The sequence below is a fragment of the Paractinoplanes pyxinae genome (assembly GCF_026626335.1).
Classification (GTDB): domain Bacteria; phylum Actinomycetota; class Actinomycetes; order Mycobacteriales; family Micromonosporaceae; genus Actinoplanes; species Actinoplanes pyxinae.
The window spans coordinates 81612-98186 of record NZ_JAPNTZ010000011.1 but is presented as its reverse complement, the minus strand read 5'-3'; the positions used below and the strand labels follow the sequence as shown (position 1 = coordinate 98186).

General features: G+C 72.0%; 17 protein-coding genes. 6 read left to right on the top strand and 11 right to left on the bottom strand.

Translation table 11 applies throughout. The annotated features are described in order from the left end of the window. Window positions 1-24: 24 nt before the first annotated feature. A complete protein-coding gene (locus OWR29_RS29705) occupies window positions 25-528 on the bottom strand; it encodes a hypothetical protein (protein WP_267566614.1) in 504 nt (167 codons plus the stop codon). Window positions 529-565: 37 nt separating this feature from the next. Next, on the bottom strand, window positions 566-1534 hold the full coding sequence (locus OWR29_RS29700; RefSeq protein WP_267566613.1) for a nucleotidyltransferase domain-containing protein: 969 nt from the start codon (window positions 1532-1534) through the stop codon (window positions 566-568). A 53-nt stretch (window positions 1535-1587) separates the two neighbouring features. Here OWR29_RS29700 and OWR29_RS29695 point away from each other — a divergent pair, with 53 nt between their 5' ends. Both OWR29_RS29695 and OWR29_RS29690 read left to right on the top strand, forming a co-directional pair. Then, window positions 1588-3063, top strand: coding sequence for a tetratricopeptide repeat protein (locus tag OWR29_RS29695; RefSeq protein ID WP_267566612.1), 1476 nt, complete (start codon window positions 1588-1590; stop codon window positions 3061-3063). A gap of 25 nt (window positions 3064-3088) precedes the next feature. Beyond that, window positions 3089-3595 (top strand): hypothetical protein, encoded by a 507-nt coding sequence (locus tag OWR29_RS29690; protein ID WP_267566610.1) that lies wholly within the window; start codon window positions 3089-3091, stop codon window positions 3593-3595. On the opposite strand, the gene OWR29_RS29685 is transcribed toward OWR29_RS29690, so the two are convergent. After that, window positions 3592-4752: an FAD-dependent oxidoreductase gene (locus OWR29_RS29685; protein ID WP_267566609.1), complete on the bottom strand. Its 1161-nt coding sequence runs from the start codon at window positions 4750-4752 to the stop codon at window positions 3592-3594. The genes OWR29_RS29690 and OWR29_RS29685 overlap by 4 nt on opposite strands. A 152-nt stretch (window positions 4753-4904) precedes the next feature. Beyond that, window positions 4905-5474, bottom strand: a complete 570-nt coding sequence (locus OWR29_RS29680; RefSeq protein WP_267566607.1) for a PadR family transcriptional regulator — start codon at window positions 5472-5474, stop codon at window positions 4905-4907. 107 nt (window positions 5475-5581) lie between these two features. Between OWR29_RS29680 and OWR29_RS29675 the strand changes: the two genes are divergently transcribed. Then, on the top strand, window positions 5582-8050 hold the full coding sequence (locus OWR29_RS29675; protein ID WP_267566606.1) for an ATP-binding protein: 2469 nt from the start codon (window positions 5582-5584) through the stop codon (window positions 8048-8050). A gap of 6 nt (window positions 8051-8056) precedes the next feature. Here the strand turns inward: OWR29_RS29675 and OWR29_RS29670 are convergent, their stop codons facing one another. Further along, complete coding sequence (locus OWR29_RS29670) at window positions 8057-8545, bottom strand: hypothetical protein (RefSeq protein ID WP_267566605.1); 489 nt, start codon at window positions 8543-8545, stop codon at window positions 8057-8059. Window positions 8546-8667: 122 nt separating this feature from the next. Beyond that, window positions 8668-9189, bottom strand: a complete 522-nt coding sequence (locus OWR29_RS29665; protein ID WP_267566604.1) for a hypothetical protein — start codon at window positions 9187-9189, stop codon at window positions 8668-8670. Between the two features lie 455 nt (window positions 9190-9644). Here OWR29_RS29665 and OWR29_RS29660 point away from each other — a divergent pair, with 455 nt between their 5' ends. Together OWR29_RS29660 and OWR29_RS29655 are read left to right on the top strand one after the other, a co-directional pair. Then, the gene (locus OWR29_RS29660) at window positions 9645-10607 is read left to right on the top strand and encodes a helix-turn-helix domain-containing protein (RefSeq protein WP_267566603.1); all 963 of its coding nucleotides are present in this window, start codon (window positions 9645-9647) and stop codon (window positions 10605-10607) included. A 165-nt stretch (window positions 10608-10772) separates the two neighbouring features. Then, window positions 10773-11180 carry a hypothetical protein gene (locus tag OWR29_RS29655; RefSeq protein WP_267566601.1) on the top strand — a complete coding sequence of 136 codons (408 nt, stop codon included), beginning with the start codon at window positions 10773-10775 and terminating at the stop codon, window positions 11178-11180. Here OWR29_RS29655 and OWR29_RS29650 read toward each other — a convergent pair. From OWR29_RS29650 to OWR29_RS29630, 5 genes are all read right to left on the bottom strand, one after another. Next, window positions 11177-11794, bottom strand: coding sequence for a response regulator (locus tag OWR29_RS29650; RefSeq protein ID WP_267566599.1), 618 nt, complete (start codon window positions 11792-11794; stop codon window positions 11177-11179). The genes OWR29_RS29655 and OWR29_RS29650 overlap by 4 nt on opposite strands. After that, window positions 11791-13050 (bottom strand): sensor histidine kinase, encoded by a 1260-nt coding sequence (locus OWR29_RS29645; protein WP_267566598.1) that lies wholly within the window; start codon window positions 13048-13050, stop codon window positions 11791-11793. The genes OWR29_RS29650 and OWR29_RS29645 overlap by 4 nt, the downstream gene beginning before the upstream one ends. A 17-nt stretch (window positions 13051-13067) precedes the next feature. Then, entirely contained in the window at window positions 13068-13808 is a 741-nt protein-coding gene (locus tag OWR29_RS29640; protein WP_267566597.1) for an ABC transporter permease, read from the bottom strand. Window positions 13809-13813: 5 nt separating this feature from the next. Next, on the bottom strand, window positions 13814-14716 hold the full coding sequence (locus OWR29_RS29635) for an ABC transporter ATP-binding protein (protein ID WP_267566596.1): 903 nt from the start codon (window positions 14714-14716) through the stop codon (window positions 13814-13816). An 82-nt stretch (window positions 14717-14798) separates the two neighbouring features. Continuing rightward, the gene (locus OWR29_RS29630) at window positions 14799-16007 is read right to left on the bottom strand and encodes a glycosyltransferase (protein ID WP_267566594.1); all 1209 of its coding nucleotides are present in this window, start codon (window positions 16005-16007) and stop codon (window positions 14799-14801) included. 108 nt (window positions 16008-16115) lie between these two features. Here OWR29_RS29630 and OWR29_RS29625 point away from each other — a divergent pair, with 108 nt between their 5' ends. Further along, window positions 16116-16574: an SRPBCC family protein gene (locus OWR29_RS29625; RefSeq protein ID WP_267566593.1), complete on the top strand. Its 459-nt coding sequence runs from the start codon at window positions 16116-16118 to the stop codon at window positions 16572-16574. Window position 16575: the final 1 nt, after the last annotated feature.

Sequence of the window (16575 nt, the reverse complement as noted above, 5' to 3'; positions counted from 1 at the left end):
GCCGGCGCGCGCTGGGGGCCGTGCTCAGTCGGACAGGGCCTTGGCGAGGTCGTCGCGGAAGGCCCGCTCGGTGTCGGTGACCGTCTCGCCGCCGATGCCGAGGACGCCGCCGGTGGAGGCCGCGCCGACGACGTTCTCGGCGATCTCGACGAGCCAGTGCTTGTAGGTCTCGGCGTCGGCCCGCTCGGCCTTGGCGACCAGCAGGGCGTTGGCCTCGACGGCCCGGCCCAGCACGTCCTCGGCGTACGCGATGGGGTCGCTCGGCTCGATCACCGGGGGCTCCTCGCCCAGCTCGGGGTCGCCCGCCCGGGACATGATGGCGTTGGCCACGGCCGCCACCAGCGGGCTGGCCGACGCGCGGGCGTCGGAGATCTCGTCCAGACCGGCCGCCGTCTCGGCGCGGGTCTTGCGGGAGCTGTCGGGGGTGGCGGCGCTGGCCGCGGTGAGCACCGACTGCGGCAGGCCGACGAGCAGCCCCCACTCCGAATCGGTGAAACCCAGCATGGAGTACAGCGGTTCGTCACTCACGGTCATTCCTTATGGTCGGCTGTCGTTGCTGGCTGTTCTATACCCCACCGGCCGTCAGCTCGATCACACGGAGCAGTTCGGCCCGGTACGTGTCGAGGTGCGGCTCGGGCGTCCCGGTCCACGGCCCATCCAGGTCGGGCCGCTTGCGGGCGACATGCAGGGCGTACGCGGCGTGCTGATCCCGCGCATTCTCACCGTCGGTGACCTGCTCCCCCACGGCCGCGCGGGCGGTCCGGCACAGCTCGATCCGCTCCCGCAGCCACAGCGGCGCGCTCTCGGCCCGGCGCGCCGCCGTCGGCACGTCGGCCCCGGCCAGCACGGCGATCCGCTCGGCCAGATCGCTGCGGTCGTGCCGGGCGGCCAGGCGCTCGAACCGGGTCCATTCGCGGCCCATCGAGCCGAGGCGCTCGCCCCAGCTCTCCAGCACCTGCATGCGCAGGGCGCGGGCCGATTCCCGCAGGTGGTTGGTCGCGGCCGACGGATCGGGATCGTCCGCCAGCTCGGCGGCGGCCAGCGCCTGCCGCCGCCACTCGGCGACCCGGGCCGTCATCACGGCCGGGTGAAAGCGCACCTCGGTGATCCACTCGACGAACGCGGTAGTCAGCTCGTCATCGGGTCGGCCCGCGCGACCGCCGTACGCCTTGTCGATCCCGTGGAACCACCGCAGGTCACCGGTGATGCGCGCGGCCAGCGCCTCCGGTCCGGCCGCCATGACGTCCTGGATCTCGTTGACGGTGAAGGCAATCCAGGCCAGGTCGAGGGTCTGTGCGCGGCCCGAGCCGGCCCACCAGTCGACCATCGCGGCCTGACCCGCCGCGGTCTCGGCGGCCGCCGCCGGATCGTCGTAGACCGGCAGCAGGTCGATGTCCGACATCGGCCACGGCTCGCCCCGCCCGACGCTGCCGCCGACCACGAAGCCGTGCACGCCAGGAATCTCCCCCAGGACGGTGACCGCTTCCTGGGTCCGCTCGTCGATCAGCTGCCGCCACCGGGGACTGGGAAACACCGCCCGACCCTACCGTTCCTCATATCGAACCCGAGGCGGCCGACTGAAGGACCATGACAGTCGCGACCTCCCGTGATCACGCGTCCGGCCGGCTCGGCGCGAGTGCGCTGGACGAGATCTTGTCGCCGGCCGAGCAGCAGGGCTGGTTGGCGTCGGCGGCGTCGGATGGCTTCGGCGATGACGTACGCGAGGACAACGCCCAGGTGCGCCGGGCCAACCGGGTCCGGTTCGACCGCCTCGCCGCTGACTCCCGCCTCGCGGCGGTGCTGCCCGCCGTACGTCGTTATTTGGCCTGGACCATGCCGGCGCCCCAGCGGACCGAGTTCTCGCGCTGGTCGGTCAGCGCCGCGCCCGACACCAACAAGAACTCGTATCCGCGCATGATGACCGTGACCGTGCATTCGCTGGAGACGCTGTTCGTCCACGCGCCGGTCGACCAGCAGCACCGGACGATCTTCTCGCTCAACGTCGACCGGGCGACGATGCTGCGGCACTGGCCGAATCCGGCCGAGGCCTTCGAAGCTGCTTTTGTCGACGATCGCGGGTACGCGGTTCGGCCGGGCGTGCTGCGGCTGGAAGTCGAGGGCGCCCGGAACTTCCTGCGGCTGCTCGAGGTCGACGGCGTGGTCGAGGCGGCCCGGCGGCTCAACCTCGACATGATGCGCAAGGGCCCCTGCCTGCAGTGGAAGAGCCACTCGTTCGGCCTGGCCGACCTGCTGTTCGGGACGACCGGCGAATCGGGTACGGACGGGGACGACAACTACGGGTTGCTGCGATCCGCCGAGCGGGCGCGGGACGAAGGGGATCTCGCCGTGGCCGGCGGCCTGTATCAGCGTGCGGCCCTGCGCGGTTCCGCCGAGGCGTACGCGCAACTCGGTTTCATCCTGCACGACATGGGCGACACCGCGTACGCCGAGACGGCCTACCGTAATGCCGCCGACGCCGGCCACGGCCTGGGCTGGTACGGGCTGGCTGCCTTGCGGCTCGAGGCGGGCGACACCGAGAGAGCGGAGTCGCTGTACCGGCAGGCGGCCGACGCCGGGCACGCGGGCGCGCTGATCGACATCGGCGCCCTGCAGTGGCAACGCGGCGAGAAGGATCTGGCCGAGGCCAACTTCCGGGTCGCCGCCAAGGCTCGTTTCCCCAACGCCGAAGCCGCACTCGGCGAGGTCGCCGCCGACCGGGGCGATCGAGCCGCCGCCGTCAAGCACTTCGACCGGGCCATCAAGTGGGGAAGCACGTCTGCTCTGATCGGTCTCGGCCTGCTGCTCGAGAACGAGGGCGACCTGACCGGGGCCGAGGCCCGCTACCTCGAGGCGGCCGAGGCCGGCAACACCTACGGGTTCATCAACCTGGCGGTGCTTGCCGTCCGGCGGCAGGACGACGAGCGGGCGCAGGACTACTGCCGAGCAGCCACTGATGCAGGCCACCTCGAACCGTACGCCGAACTGGTTCGCATCCTGCACGACGAAGGCCTCTACCACCTGGCCGGGGCCGCGCTCTCATCCGAAACGGGTGAGGCGGTGTAGGACTCCGAGGGAGGATGCTCGGCTGATGACCGATCAAGCGGGCATGGTCAATTCGCTGACCGAGACGGAGCTGCTGCTCTTCCGCGAGGCCGAGCCGGCGAACCTGGCCGGCCTCGACGAGGACGGGCTGCTCGAGGTGCACAACCGCATCCGCCGGGCCCGCAACAAACATCAGAAGGTGTATCGGCGTCAGGCCGCCGCCCGCGTCGGTGAGATCGGCGCCCGCGGCCGGGCGTACCCGAAGAACACCCGCAGCCGGGCCAAGGCCGAAGTCTTCGAGGACGCGCTGGCCCGGGTCAGCGAGGCGGTGGCGGCCGCGGCCCGGGCCAGCGTCGAGGCTCTGCGGGCGGAACGCCTGGCCGAGGCCCAGCAGCCCGGCAACGTCGAGCCGCCCGGCCCGCCCCGGCCGCGCACCCAGACCCGGGCCGCCCAGCGCACCGACCGCCAGCCCGACCACGCCGGCCTGCCCAAGCAGCGCGCGTCGACCCGGGCCACCGGCGCCCGCCGCCAGGCCCGCCGCGACAGCCGCTAACGCAACGCCGGTTGGTCCCAGTCGATGCGGTAGCGCTGCACCGGCCCCAGCGTGCGCTCGGGCGACATGAAGAGCGGGATCAGCATGGGCAGCAGAGCTTTCACCACCGGGCCGGGGATCTTGGCGTGGTTGACCCGGGCCGCCTGAGCGGCGATCCGCTCCACGCGGCGCCGGCGCAGTGACTCGTACCGGAGGAAAGCCTGCTCGAAACCGGGAGCGTCACGCAGACACCGGGCCAGCTCGACGGCGCTCTCGACGGCCAGACTGGCCCCTTGACCGGAGGTGTTGGACGGGGCGTGGACCGCGTCGCCGACCAGCACCATGCGGTCGCGATGCCAGCGCGGCACCGGCGGCATGATGAAAAGCGCGCCGTTGACCTGCAGATCGCTCGTCCGGGCCAGCAGTTCGGCGCCCGGGTCGTCGTCGGCGTAGACCGTTCTCAGCGTACGCATCCAGTCCGCGTCCGGAATCGTCCGGGCCTCAACCGTCGACAGTGGCCGGTCGCGCGGCAGGTTGATGCCGAAGGTCGTGCCCCCGCCCGGCGCCGGCCAGTAGAGGTAGTACGCGCGCCGGCCGAACGCGAAGGTCATCGTGCCCGGCGCGGCGTCGACCTCGGCCGCCGACAACCCTTCGAAGGCGAGCAGGCCGGTGTAGCGCGGCGACGGCGCGTCGGGATCGATCAGCCGCCGCATGGCCGAGTGCACGCCGTCCGCTCCGATCAGCACATCGGCCGACGCCTCCGAGCCGTCCTCGAAAATCGCGGTTCTTTCCCGTACGGCGGTCAGCCGCCGCCCACCCGTGACGGGCACCCCCTCCTCGGCCAGCCGCTGGCGCAATATCCGGTAGAGATCACCCCGGCGAACCACGTGCAACGGCCCCTGATCGGCCAGCCCCGGCAGCGCGACGCGGCGCCGCCCGATGCTCATGACCTGCCGCTCACCGGGCTGCGAGCCGGCGACCACGGCCGCCGCCGCACCTACGATGCCGAGCGCGGCCAGCCCGTTCGGGGCGAGCGCGATCGTGCCGCCCAGCCCCTCGGCCGACGACTCGTACCGCTCGTGCACCGACACGTCGATGCCGGCCTTGCGCAGGGCCAGGGCCGTGACGGGCCCGGCAATGCCGCCGCCGATGACGACGGCCGTACGTACCTGGGACATGGTTCTGCCTTCCGCGGTTCGGCGAGCGACGCCCCGCGGCAGGACCCGGATATCCTGTGGTTGCCACCTTCCGGGCCGGGTCCGTTCCGCGGAACTGCTCGAGGGGGTTCCGCCCCGGTGGCCTGTTGCAGCAGGTCACCGGGGCTCTTGGGTTATCTGTGGTACTCCCGCCACTCGTCGAGCCCGGCGAACGTCCCGGCGGTGATCTCGGCGATCAGCGCCCGCGTCCACGCGGCCTCGGCCGTGAGCATGGCGAGGTCGTACTCCACCTCCACCAGGAAGAGCCGGGGCGTGGTCTCCGCTTCGAGTTGCGCCCGCAGCTCCTCGATCCGCTCCCCGATCGCGTCGGCGCGCTGTTGCAGCAGCGCGACGGCATCGTCCGGAGGCAGAGCTGAGAGCATGGACAACCCGGCCCGGAAGGGCTCGCCGGTGGACACCAGCTCGCGCGTCCAGTCGACGAGCTCGGCCCGGCCGGCGTCGGTGATGCGATAGACCGTGCGCTCGGGCCGGCGGCCGTCGCGGACGCTCCCCACCTCTTCGATCAGCCCGTGCCGGGCCAGATTGCGGACGACGGTGTAGAGCGACCCCCACTTGATGCCGAGGTCGCGGTCTTTTCCCCAGCTGCGCAGGGTGCCGGCCATCTCGTACGGATGCATGTCCCGATACGCGACGGCCGACAACACCCCCAGCGCCATGAGGTTGCCGACCTTCCGCTTCTTCATCTCACCGCCCGCCGCTTACTCGTAAGCGAGTATACGCGTACGAGTAAAGGCCGTCGCATGCCGGACATTTATCTCTATCGTTGCCTGGGGCTGGCAGACTGGCTGGCATGTTCGGGCAGCTGGTCGCGGAGCACCGGCGACGGCTGGGGCTGACCCAGGAGGAACTGGCCGCGCGCACCGGCGTCAGCGTGCGCACGATCCGCGAGATGGAGGCGGATCGGCGGCGGGCTCCCCGGGCCGCTTCCGTACGGCTGCTGGCCGACGCCTTCGCGTTGCGGGGCGCGCAGCGTGAGACGTTTCTGCTGACCGCCAGCGCCACGAGTGCCCCGGCGCCCGCCCCGGCGGCGGAGGGAAGGCCCGTTCCGGCTCAACTGCCGGCCGACGTCACCGGGTTCACCGGGAGGGCCGACGAACTGGCGCACCTGGACGACGTACTGGAAAACGGCGGAGTCACGGCGGTCATTTGCGCGGTCGCGGGCACGGCCGGCGTGGGCAAGACCGCTTTGGCCGTACGGTGGGGGCATCGCGCCCGGGAACGCTTCCCCGACGGTCAGCTCTATGTGGACCTGCGCGGTTACGACCCCGGCCGCCCGGTCGAATCCGGCGACGCCCTGGCCCGAATGCTGACCGCGCTCGGCGTGCCGCCGGCCGAGATCCCGTTCGAGCTCGACGAGCAGGCCGCCCGCTACCGCACCCACCTGGCCCGCCGCCGCATGCTGGTGGTGCTCGACAACGCCGGCTCGGCCGATCAGGTGCGTCCGCTGCTGCCCGGCGCGGGCGACTGCGTCACGCTGGTGACCAGCCGCGACAGCCTGGCCGGGCTGGTCGCGCGGGACGGCGCGCACCGCCTCGACCTCGACCTGCTGCCCGTCGCCGACGCCACCGCGCTGCTGCGCCACCTGATCGGCCCGCGGGTCGGCGAGGAACCGGAAGCCGCCGCGACGCTGATCGACCAGTGCGCCCGGCTGCCACTGGCCCTGCGCGTGGCGGCCGAGCTGGCGGCGGCCCGGCCCGGCAGCACGCTGGCCGAACTGGTCGCCGAGCTGGCCGATCAGCAGCAGCGGCTGGGTCTGCTCGACCCGGGCGGCGATCAGCGCTCGGCCGTGGCGGCGGTGTTCTCGTGGTCCCTGCGGTCGCTTCCGCCGGCCACGGCGCGCGTCTTCCGGCTGCTCGGCCTGCATCCCGGTCCCGATTTCGACGCGTACGCGGCGGCCGCACCGGCCGATCTCGATGTGGCCGCCGCCCGTCGCGCCCTGCTCGAACTCGCCCGTGCCCACCTCGTCGTCCCGGCCGGCGAGGGCCGCTTCGCCATGCACGACCTGCTTCGGGCGTACGCGGCCCGCCTGCTCGCCGAGTCCGGGGACGACCAGGACGCAGCCCAGACACGGCTGCTCGACTATTACGTGGCAAGCGCGGTGAGCGCCGCGAACGTGCTCTATCCCGAAGAGGCGGCCCGCCTTCCGCGAGTCGAGCCGCCGTCCACCCCGGCCCCGGAACTGACCGGCCGGGACGCCGCCCGCGACTGGCTCGACGGCGAGCTGGCCTGTCTGGTGGCGGTGGCCGCCCGCGGCGGGCCGCGATACTCGGTGCCGTTGGCCGCGGCATTGTTCCGCTTCCTGCTGGGCGGCCACTATCAAGAAGCGCTGGCCGTCCACGGCCACGCCCGAACCGATGCGCGAGCGGCCGGTGATCAGGCAGGCGAGGCGTTGGCGCTGCTCGGCTCGGGCACCGTGCACAGCCGGATGTCCCGGCACCGCGAGGCGACGGCCGACCTGACCGCCGCCCTCGAGCTGTACGACCGGCTCGGCGACACCGTCGGGCAGGCCCGCACGCTCGGCAACCTGGGCGCGGTGGAGCAGCGCAGCAACCGGTACGCCGAAGCCCTCGCGTATCACGAGCGGGCCCGGGCGGCGTTCCGGCGGGCGGGCGAGATGGTCGGCGAGGCGCGGGCGGTCAACAACCTGGGCGAGATCGAGTCACGGCTGGGGCACTACCCGGCCGCCGCGCGCTGGCACCGGGAGGCGCTGGCGCTGCACGAGCGCACCGGCGACCGGACCGGGCTGGCCGCCGCGCTGACCAACCTGGGCGAGATCGAGGAGAAGCTGGGCAACTTCGCCGCCGCCGCCGAGCACCAGCAGCGCGCGCTCGAGCTGTTCCGCGAGCTGGGGCACCGATCCGGTGAGGCCTGGACGAAAGATGGGCTCGGGGTCGCGTACACCGGCCTGGGCCGCCCGCACGACGCCCCCGCCTACCACGAGTCCGCATTGGACCTGTTCCGGCAGATCGGCGAACCCGACGGCGAGGCGTCCGCACTGAACGGCCTCGGCGAAGCCGCCCGCGCCGCGGGCCGTCCCGCCGAGGCCGTCGCCCAGCACAACGCCGCCCTCGCCGTAGCCACCGAGGCCGACGTGTCCGACCAGCTGGCCCGGGCCCACCTGGGTCTGGGCCGCGCGTGGCGCGACCTGGGCCGCCCCGAACCGGCCCGCTCACACCTGCGCCAGGCGCAGGACGGCTACGCCGCGCTGGGCCGGCCCGAAGCCGGCGACGCCCGCGCGGCGCTCACCGCCCTGCGCTGACCCCGATCAGGTCCAGGGGTTGAGGGTGCGGCCCGCGATGTAGCTGGGCGACCGGTAGCGCGCCGTGTCCCAGCGGAAGAAGTACTTGTCATAGACGGCGACCGAGGGGATGCCGCGGTAGCGCTCCTCGTAGCCGTCCGCGAGAGTCTCCGTCCAGTAGTACGAGCCGTTGCCGTTCTGCGAGATGAAGGTGCCCCCGTCGACCGACTTCCCGGCACTGCGCACGCAGTTGATGTCGCTGCGCGTCTTGATCCCGGCCCACGACCGGAACAGCCGCAGATACGTGTCAGCGCCGACGATCGGCCGCTTCAATCCTTCCGGGTCGACCAGATAGACGGTGTCGTTGTTCGGCCCCTTGATCCGCTCCCCCGGCGTGCTGGTGTACCCGCCGTCCGGGCAGGCCGCCGACGCCGCCCCCGCCGGCGCCGTGACCGCCCCACCCGTAGCCACGACGGCCCCCGCCAACGCGAAGGCCACCTTCGATCGAATCCTCATGTCACCCTCCCCGTGTGTCCGCCTCGCCGCGAGCACCACGCCCGCAGCCGTCGGATGCACCCATCCTCGGGGCCGGAACAACGCCCGAACAGGCCGTCGACCGGCAGCTGACCGGCAACTATTCAGGTCGCCTCGCTGCAGTCGGCCGCGTCCCGGGTGACCGCGCCCCGGCTCAGGCGGGCCGCCTCGGAGTTCATGCCGGTGCCGATCCGCGACGCGTCCAACCCGCTTGGCAGCACAGTGGACGAGCCCCGGTATGTGGGCACAACGAACTCGGTCAGCTCGCCCGTGGCGCGGCGCTGCCAGCCGCGACCGAGATCGTCGGTGAACCACATCAGGTCGACGATGCTCTCCCGCGGCACCGGCGCCGGCGCGAAGCCGCCCTTGGGCAGCCCGATGATCACACACGGCGGGATCGAGTCGAGGTAGAAGGCCTGCTTGACGCCGCGCACGGTCACCACCACCCAGACGTTGAAGATCGGCGACGGCGCCCGATTCCGGACCACCAGACCCGGGCCGCCGAGCCGGCCCTCGACCGCGGTCGGCAGCAGGCCCTCGAGAACCGAGACGCGGGCCGCCACAGCTTGGCGCAGCCGCGTCTTCTGCTGATCGTTGACCTGCGACTGGTCCGAGAAGGTCAACATCGAGATGACGATGGCCGCGACGGACAAGAACGCCGATGCAGCCGCGCTCCAAGCCTGCGCCTTCTCAACCAGCCGGGTCTTCACGCCGGCCGAGGCCGGTGCCGCGGATGGAGCCGGCGTCGCAGCCGGGGCCGGCGTCGCAGCCGGGGCCGGCGTCGCAGCCGGGGCCGGCGTCGCAGCCGGGGCCGGCGTCTTGGATGGCAGCGGGGGCGCGACCGGAACCGGCGTCGCGGCGGGAGGCGAGGGCGGCTTGGCCGGGCCGCTGTTGGACGACGGCTTCGGGCGGGGGGACCTGGTGACCATGAGGGCGCCTTTCGTGGAGGCAGCGGCGGGAGAACGGCTGTGGCCGACGATTCCTACGCTCGACGCGGGGGAAAGGAAGAAACAGACCGGGGAAAAAGGAAGCTGGTCACGGCCATTTCCCCGGCAGTGCCGGCCCAGCCGAGGGAGCCGTGATGGACAAAGAGGAAGGTTCGTCCCGCTCCGGACGGCCGCGGGTGCGGGCGGACGGAAACGCCGACGCCGGCGCCCGGTTGGAACGCCTGATGAAAGACGCCGGGCTCACCCAGGCCGCCCTGGGCCGGCAGATGAAGGACGCCGAACCCGGCCGGGCGACGGCCGACCCGGCGCGGAACCTGCGGGACATCTTCGCCGGCCGGACCGGGCCGACGCCGGCCGAAGCGGCCCGGCTGAGTGAGATCTTCCAGATCGCCGGCCTGCGCGACTGGTGGGAATGGCCGCCGCAGCGCTCGCCGATCGAACCCGTGCCGCCGCCGGTGCCGTTCTGGCGCCGGAGACACCTTCAGGTCACCGCGGGCGTGGCCTTACTGGCTCTGGGGCTGGTCCTTCTTCAAGGAAGCGGCGCGGACCAGCCCACCCCGGTCGGCCCGAGCGGGACAGGCTCGGCGGAGGCGCCGTACTCGTATTTCGGCAAGGCGACCGCCCCGAATCAGGACATCGATCTTGACGTCGACTACGGCGGCCGGGTCGGCCAGACATTCACGGCAAGGGCGAAACAGATCGCCTCCGTGGCCATCATCGTCAGCCGGGACGAAGCGGTGTCCCCCGGCTTTCAGCCCGGGGAGATCGGACATGTCCGCCTCGATCTGCGGCCGGTGTCCGGTGACGGGCAGCTGGGGAAACCGCTCGGCATCGGCCGCTTCATGGCCGGGCCTAACCACCGCGACACCGTGATGCAGTTCGATCCAGTGCCGACCACCCCGGGGCAGAGGTACGCGTTCGTGGTGACCAACGACGAGCGGGGTGTGGTGCTCGCGTTCTCGCTGCGGCCGCGGGGCGCCGGGGGCGAGGTGTCGTTCTGGGCCGGAGCCACCAAGTCCCCCGACGCCCCGATGCCACCCGGGCGGGACAACCGTGCGGTGGCTGGGTACGTCTGCACCGTGCCGGGCGGTTGCTAGCGGGATGCTCCCCTTACGATCTTCGCCGTGTATCGATCTCTATGGTGGGCGCTTCCGGCGGTTGCGCTTCTGATCTCGGCGTGTGCTGGGCCCGGTGAAGCGCCGCCAGCCGCGGCCGGGGACAGCGTCCTCAGTGGGAAGTGCCGGTATGTGACCGTCGCCGAGATGGCTGAGGCTACCGGGCTGCCGACGGTCAAGCCGGTCGAGACGCTGGAGGGGTGCGGCTACCTGTACGACCCGGTGGCCGTCATGCCGTCGTTCTTCACCGACCTCGACGCGACCGCGGACTACGAGCCCATGCCGCCCGCCGCGGTGGTCCTGTATTCGGACACGGCGTATGCGATCAAGGGCGTCGAGAGGAAGATCGCCGACCCGAAGCTGCGGAAAGTGCCGGATGTCGGCGTCGGAGCGGTCTGGACGGAGGATCCGCCGGAAGGGGTGTTCGCCCTGGATGTGCGCACCGCCGGCGGCACGGTCAGCATCCTGCTGAGCCAGGATCCGCAGCTGCGCAGCGACGACCTGGCCGAGATCGCCGTCGCCGTGTTCCGTAAGGCTGAGCCGCGGCTTCCCTAGAGCAGGCCTCGTTCGAAGGCGACGGCCACGGCGGCCGCTCGGTCGCGGACGCCCAGTTTGGCGTACGCGTGCAGCAAGTGGGTCTTGACCGTGGCCTCGCTGATGAACAGGCGGGACGCGGCCTCTTTGTTCGAGTTGCCGCGGGCGATCAGGCCCAGCACCTCGAGTTCGCGCTGGCTCAGCGGCTCTTGCGCCGGCGAGCGCAGGCTGCCCATCAGCTTCCCGGCCACCGCGGGCGAGAGCACCGACTCGCCGCGGTGGGCGGCCTCGACGGCGCGGAACAGTTCGTCGCGGGAGGCGTCCTTGAGCAGGTAGCCGGTGGCGCCGGCCTTGATCGCGGGCAGGACGTCGGCGTCGGTGTCGTACGTGGTCAGCACGAGCACGCGGGCTCGGGCGCCGCGGGCGACCAGCGCCTTGATGGCGGTCACGCCGTCCATGCCGGGCATGCGCAGGTCCATCAGCACGACGTCGGGGTCGACGGAGCCGGTCACGGCCAGCGCCTCGTGACCGTCGCCGGCCTCGCCCAGCACCTCGAAGCGGCTGTCGCCGGTGAACATGCCGCGCAGGCCGTCGCGGACCACGGGATGGTCGTCGACGATGACCAGGCCGATCATGCGGCGGCGCCGATCGCGATGGCCGGCACGCAGGCCGACAGCGCGGTGCCGGCCCCGGGCTCGGACTCGACCTCGAGGCTGCCGGCGATGCGGGCCAGCCGCTCGCGCATCGCGGCCAGCCCGTAGCCGCCCTTCTCGCTGACGGTCAGCGGCTGGGCCGGGTCGAAGCCGTCGCCGTCGTCGCGGACGTCCAGGGTCACCACATCCTCCATGTAGGACAACGTCAGGCCGACCCGGGCCGCGTCCGCGTGCCGGGCGACGTTGGCCAGGGCCTCTTGCGCCGTACGCAGCAAAGCCGCCTCTATCTCGGGCAGGAGCGCCCGGCGAGCGCCCGTGGTGATCAGCTCGGCCTTCACCTGGTGCACCCGGGTCCACTCCTTCACGACCTCGTCGATCGCCTCGGGCAGGCCGGCCTCGACCAGGGTCTGGGGGCGTAGCGCCTGCACCGACCGCCGCGCCTCGGTGAGGCTCTGCCGGGCCAGGCGCTTGGCGTTGTCCAGGTGCCGGCCCTGGTCGCCGGGGCGGGCCGTCGCCGCCTCGGCCGCCTCGAGCTGGGTGACGATGCCGGTGAGCCCCTGGGCCAGCACGTCGTGGATCTCGCCGGCCATCCGCTGCCGCTCGTCGAGCACGCCGGCCTCGCGGGCCTGAGCCAGCAGCTGGGCGTGCAGGCCGGCGTTCTCGCGAAGCGCCGCGGCCAGCTTGCTGTTGGCCTCGCCCAACTCGTCGATCATGCGGGCGCGCTTCTCACCCTGCTCGAACGTCCACATGGTTATCCAGATCATGACGTTGGCGACGCCGACGTTGATCGCCAGTACGACCAGGAACACCGGGAGGATGCCCGGCTCGGACAGGGTGGAGAAGCCGCCCATCTGGCTGATCGCACCGGCCCCGGCGACCAGCGTGCCCGCCGCCAGCCGGCGCCACTTCTTCAACCCGTACGTCGTCAGGATGTACCCGCTCCAGGCGAAGAAGCCGAACAGCGGGCTGGTCCAGACGAGCAGGTAGATCAGGCCGGCCAGGCCCAGGAAGAACACGATCATCTTGGGTTCGTCCTGCTCCCACCGGGGGTGCAGGGCGAGCCACCAGACCAGCCAGCCGAGCGTGGCGGCGGCGGAGAGGCCGACGGCCCACCAGCCCTCGTGCGGCACGCCGACCGAGGAGCCGGCCACCACCAGGATGAGCGAGGCGGCCAGGGCGATGTACGGCAACCGCCCCATGATGCGGCCGACCCGGTCGGTCGCCGACCCCTCCGTCATTTCACCCCACCCCCGTCTTACGACCAGCGGAACGAACGGACCGCGAGGAACCCGAACACGGCCACGTAGCCCACCAGAACCGTAGCCGAGAGCAGGCTGGGCCAGCTGCCCGTCATCGCCTCGTTGAGCGCTCGCTCGCCGGCCCCCAGCGGGGTGAAGTCGGCGATCTTCTGCAGGACCTCGGGCATGACCTCGCGCGGCGTCCACAGCCCGGCGAAGAACATCAGCGGGAAGAACAGGATCGTGCCGACCGAGTTGCCGGCCTTGCCGCTGGGCACCACCGCGGCCACGAAGATGCCGATGGCCAGCGTGCCCGCCGCGGTGAGCAGGAAGGCCAGCACGAAGGCGGCGAAGTTGTCGGCCAGCCGGACGTCGAAGGCCAGCCGCCCGACCGCGAGCACCAGCGCGGTCGAGACGATCGCGGCCAGCCCGAACATCGCCAGCTGGGCGCTGAGCAGCTTGAGCGGCGACACCGGGGTGGTGGCGAGCCGGCGCAGCACGCCACGCTCGCGGTAGGTGGCCAGCACGGCCGGGGTGACCTGAATGGCCACCATGGCCAGGGTCAGCGCGACGGCGATGCCGACGTAGAGGTCGATGACGCGGGCGCCGCCGAGGTCGTCCGACGGCTCGCGGAACGACGGGATGCTGCCCAGAATCACGACCAGCAGCGCCGGGAAGAGCAGGACGAAGAAGGCGGAGATCGGCTCGCGCAGGAACAGCTTGAGCTCGGTCAGGGTCAGCTTGGCGAAGACGCGCATCGGTGTCACTCCTTCGCGGACCGGCCGGTCAGCTGGACGAACGCGTCGTCCAGGCTGGCCTGCTCGATCCGCAGGTCGGCGGCGATGATCTCGTTGACGGCGAGGACCGAGGTCACGGCGTGCAGCAGGTTGCCGGTGCCGACGACCTCGATCTGGCTGCCGTGCCGGTGCACCTCGCGCACCTCGGGCCGGGCCAGCAGCAGCGCGTCGTCGACCGGGGCCGACGGGCGGAAGCGGATGCGCTGCTCGGTGTCGAGGCCGGCGATCAGCCCGGCCGGGGTGTCCAGCGCGACGACCTGACCGTGGTCGATCACGGCGAGCCGGTCGCACAGGCGCTCGGCTTCCTCCATGAAGTGGGTGACCAGCACGATCGTGACGCCACTGGCCCGTACGCCCTCGATCAGGTCCCACGTGTCGCGGCGGGCCTGCGGGTCGAGCCCGGTGGTCAGCTCGTCGAGAATCGCGATCTTGGGGCTCCCGATCAGCGCCAGCGCGATCGAGAGGCGTTGCTTCTGACCCCCCGAGAGCTTCGCGTACGGGGTCTTGAGCTTGTCGCCGAGGCCGAGCTCACGGGTCAGCGCGCGCCAGTCGGCCGGGTTCGGATAGAACGAGGCGTACAGCTCAAGCGCCTCTTGCACGGTGAGCTTGTCCGGCAGCCCGCTCTCCTGCAGCTGGACGCCCACGTCGTCGCGCAGCGTCCGGTCGCCGGGGTCGCGGCCGAGCACCCGGATCGTGCCCCCGTCGGGGTGGCGCAGACCCGAGATGCTCTCGACCGTGGTGGTCTTGCCGGCGCCGTTGGGACCGAGAATGCCGAAGATCTCGCCGGCTTCCACCGTGAACGAGACGTCCCGCACCGCAAGCGTGTCCCCGTACGCCTTGCGCAGGTTACGGACCTCGATGACTGTCATGCGTCGAGCGTCCCAAGAGGACCGGAGGTCCCGAATCGATCAGCTCGCTCGACCGCCCATCCACCAGTTGGTGGATGAGCCCCTACGCCATGGCTTCCTCGGTGTTGCTGGCCGGGTTGGCGTTGTTCGACTTGCCGAGGCCGGTGACCGCCGAGTAGACCGAGCCGACCTGGGCCGCGACGCGCTTCCAGGAGTACGCCTGCCGGGCCCGGTCGAGGGCGGCCGTCGCGTACGCGAACCGCCGCACCTTGTCGTTGACCAGCCGCCGCAGCGCGCCGCCGAGCGCGCGCGGGTCGCGAGCGGGCACGAGGTCGCCGGTCAGGCCGTCGACCACCGTCTCGGTCAGGCCCCCGACCGTGGTGCCGATCACCGGCACGCCGCAGGCCATCGCCTCGAGCGCGGACGGCTCGAACTGCTCCTCCCAGGGGGCGGCGACCAGCACGTCAGCCGAGCGGTACCAGCGCGGCATGTCGCCCGCGGGCACCCCGCCGACCAGCCGGAACCGGTCGGCCACCTGCAGCTTCTCGGCCAGCGCGCGCAGCTTGCGGGCGCCCTGGTCGGCCTGCAGCTGATCGGCCGGCGGGCCGCCGACGACGACCACCTCGGCCGTGGGCACGTAGCGCATCGCCTGCAGCACGTCGCCGAAGCCCTTGCGCTCGACGAGCCGGCCCACCGACAGGATGCGGGGGCGCTCGGGGTCGCGTTCGACGGCCGGGCCGTCGGGGGTGAACCGGACGCTGTCGACGCCGGCCGGCACGACGGTGAGCTGGGCCCGGGGCACGCCGATGCGGACCAGCCCCTGCAGCTCGTCCTGGCTCTGCGCGACGACGCGGTCGACCGCGCGGCCGAGGGCACGTTCGTAACCCGTCCGCGACGGCTGCCCGTTGCCGGCCTGGATCGCGCCGAGCTCGTGGAACGACTGCACCACGGGGATGCCGAACTGGCGGGCGGCCGTGACGGCGGCCAGGCCGCTCGTCCAGAAGTGGGCGTGGACGACCTCGGGCACCCAATGACCCGTACGCCAATTCTGCTCGAGCCACCGGGCGAACTCACCCATGTGGGGAAGAAGGAGGTCGGGCGGCAGGAAGTGGGGCGGTCCGGCGGTCACGTGGACGACGCGGATACCGCCCGGCGTGGTGACCACCTCGGCCACCGCCGGGTCGTCGCGGCGGGTGTAGACGCACACCTCGTGGCCCAGCTCGGCCAGGGCCGCCGACAGGCCGGCGACATGGGTGTGCTGCCCGCCGTCACCCAGGGGGCTGGCGTGCTCGGAAATCATGGCAATGCGCACGAGGTCCCCTCCGTAGTGCTGCGGTCGCGGGAGGCTGATGCCCGACTGCCGAATCCGTAAACCTTGACCTATCCGTTACGGCGTCTTCTCGCAGGGTATGTCGCGTCCGTGGCTACCGTGCAGCGAACTGTTCAAGCCCCGCCGGAGCGTGTCTTCGCCGTCCTCGCCGACGGCTGGACCTACAGCGACTGGGTGGTGGGCACCGTCCATATCCGTGACGTCGACGCGGCCTGGCCCGAGGTCGGCTCGCACCTGCATCACAAGGCCGGCCCGTGGCCGCTCTCCCTGCATGACAAGTCGACCGTGCTGGCCATGGAGCCGGGCCGCCGCCTGCGCCTGAACGCCGGGCTGTGGCCGCTGGGCGAGGCCGTGGTCGACATCCACCTGGAGCCGGCCGGCGTGGACGCCACCAAGGTCACCATGCACGAGGACTTCGAGAAGGGCCCGCTGCTGGCGGTGCGCAACAAGATCAACGATCTGGTGCTGCACCGCCGCAACATCGAGTCGCTGCGCCGGCTGGCCGACATCGCCGAGCGCAGCCACTCCCGCCACTTCGACCACCCGTAGG

What these genes read in the sequence shown, in the direction of transcription:
- OWR29_RS29695 (WP_267566612.1), top strand. Translation starts at nt 1,588, where the DNA reads ATGACAGTCGCGACCTCCCGTGATCACGCGTCCGGCCGGCTCGGCGCG.
- OWR29_RS29690 (WP_267566610.1), top strand. Translation starts at nt 3,089, where the DNA reads ATGACCGATCAAGCGGGCATGGTCAATTCGCTGACCGAGACGGAGCTG.
- OWR29_RS29685 (WP_267566609.1), bottom strand. Translation starts at nt 4,752, where the DNA reads ATGTCCCAGGTACGTACGGCCGTCGTCATCGGCGGCGGCATTGCCGGG.
- OWR29_RS29680 (WP_267566607.1), bottom strand. Translation starts at nt 5,474, where the DNA reads ATGAAGAAGCGGAAGGTCGGCAACCTCATGGCGCTGGGGGTGTTGTCG.
- OWR29_RS29675 (WP_267566606.1), top strand. Translation starts at nt 5,582, where the DNA reads ATGTTCGGGCAGCTGGTCGCGGAGCACCGGCGACGGCTGGGGCTGACC.
- OWR29_RS29670 (WP_267566605.1), bottom strand. Translation starts at nt 8,545, where the DNA reads ATGAGGATTCGATCGAAGGTGGCCTTCGCGTTGGCGGGGGCCGTCGTG.
- OWR29_RS29665 (WP_267566604.1), bottom strand. Translation starts at nt 9,189, where the DNA reads ATGTTGACCTTCTCGGACCAGTCGCAGGTCAACGATCAGCAGAAGACG.
- OWR29_RS29660 (WP_267566603.1), top strand. Translation starts at nt 9,645, where the DNA reads ATGGACAAAGAGGAAGGTTCGTCCCGCTCCGGACGGCCGCGGGTGCGG.
- OWR29_RS29655 (WP_267566601.1), top strand. Translation starts at nt 10,773, where the DNA reads ATGGCTGAGGCTACCGGGCTGCCGACGGTCAAGCCGGTCGAGACGCTG.
- OWR29_RS29650 (WP_267566599.1), bottom strand. Translation starts at nt 11,794, where the DNA reads ATGATCGGCCTGGTCATCGTCGACGACCATCCCGTGGTCCGCGACGGC.
- OWR29_RS29645 (WP_267566598.1), bottom strand. Translation starts at nt 13,050, where the DNA reads ATGACGGAGGGGTCGGCGACCGACCGGGTCGGCCGCATCATGGGGCGG.
- OWR29_RS29640 (WP_267566597.1), bottom strand. Translation starts at nt 13,808, where the DNA reads ATGCGCGTCTTCGCCAAGCTGACCCTGACCGAGCTCAAGCTGTTCCTG.
- OWR29_RS29635 (WP_267566596.1), bottom strand. Translation starts at nt 14,716, where the DNA reads ATGACAGTCATCGAGGTCCGTAACCTGCGCAAGGCGTACGGGGACACG.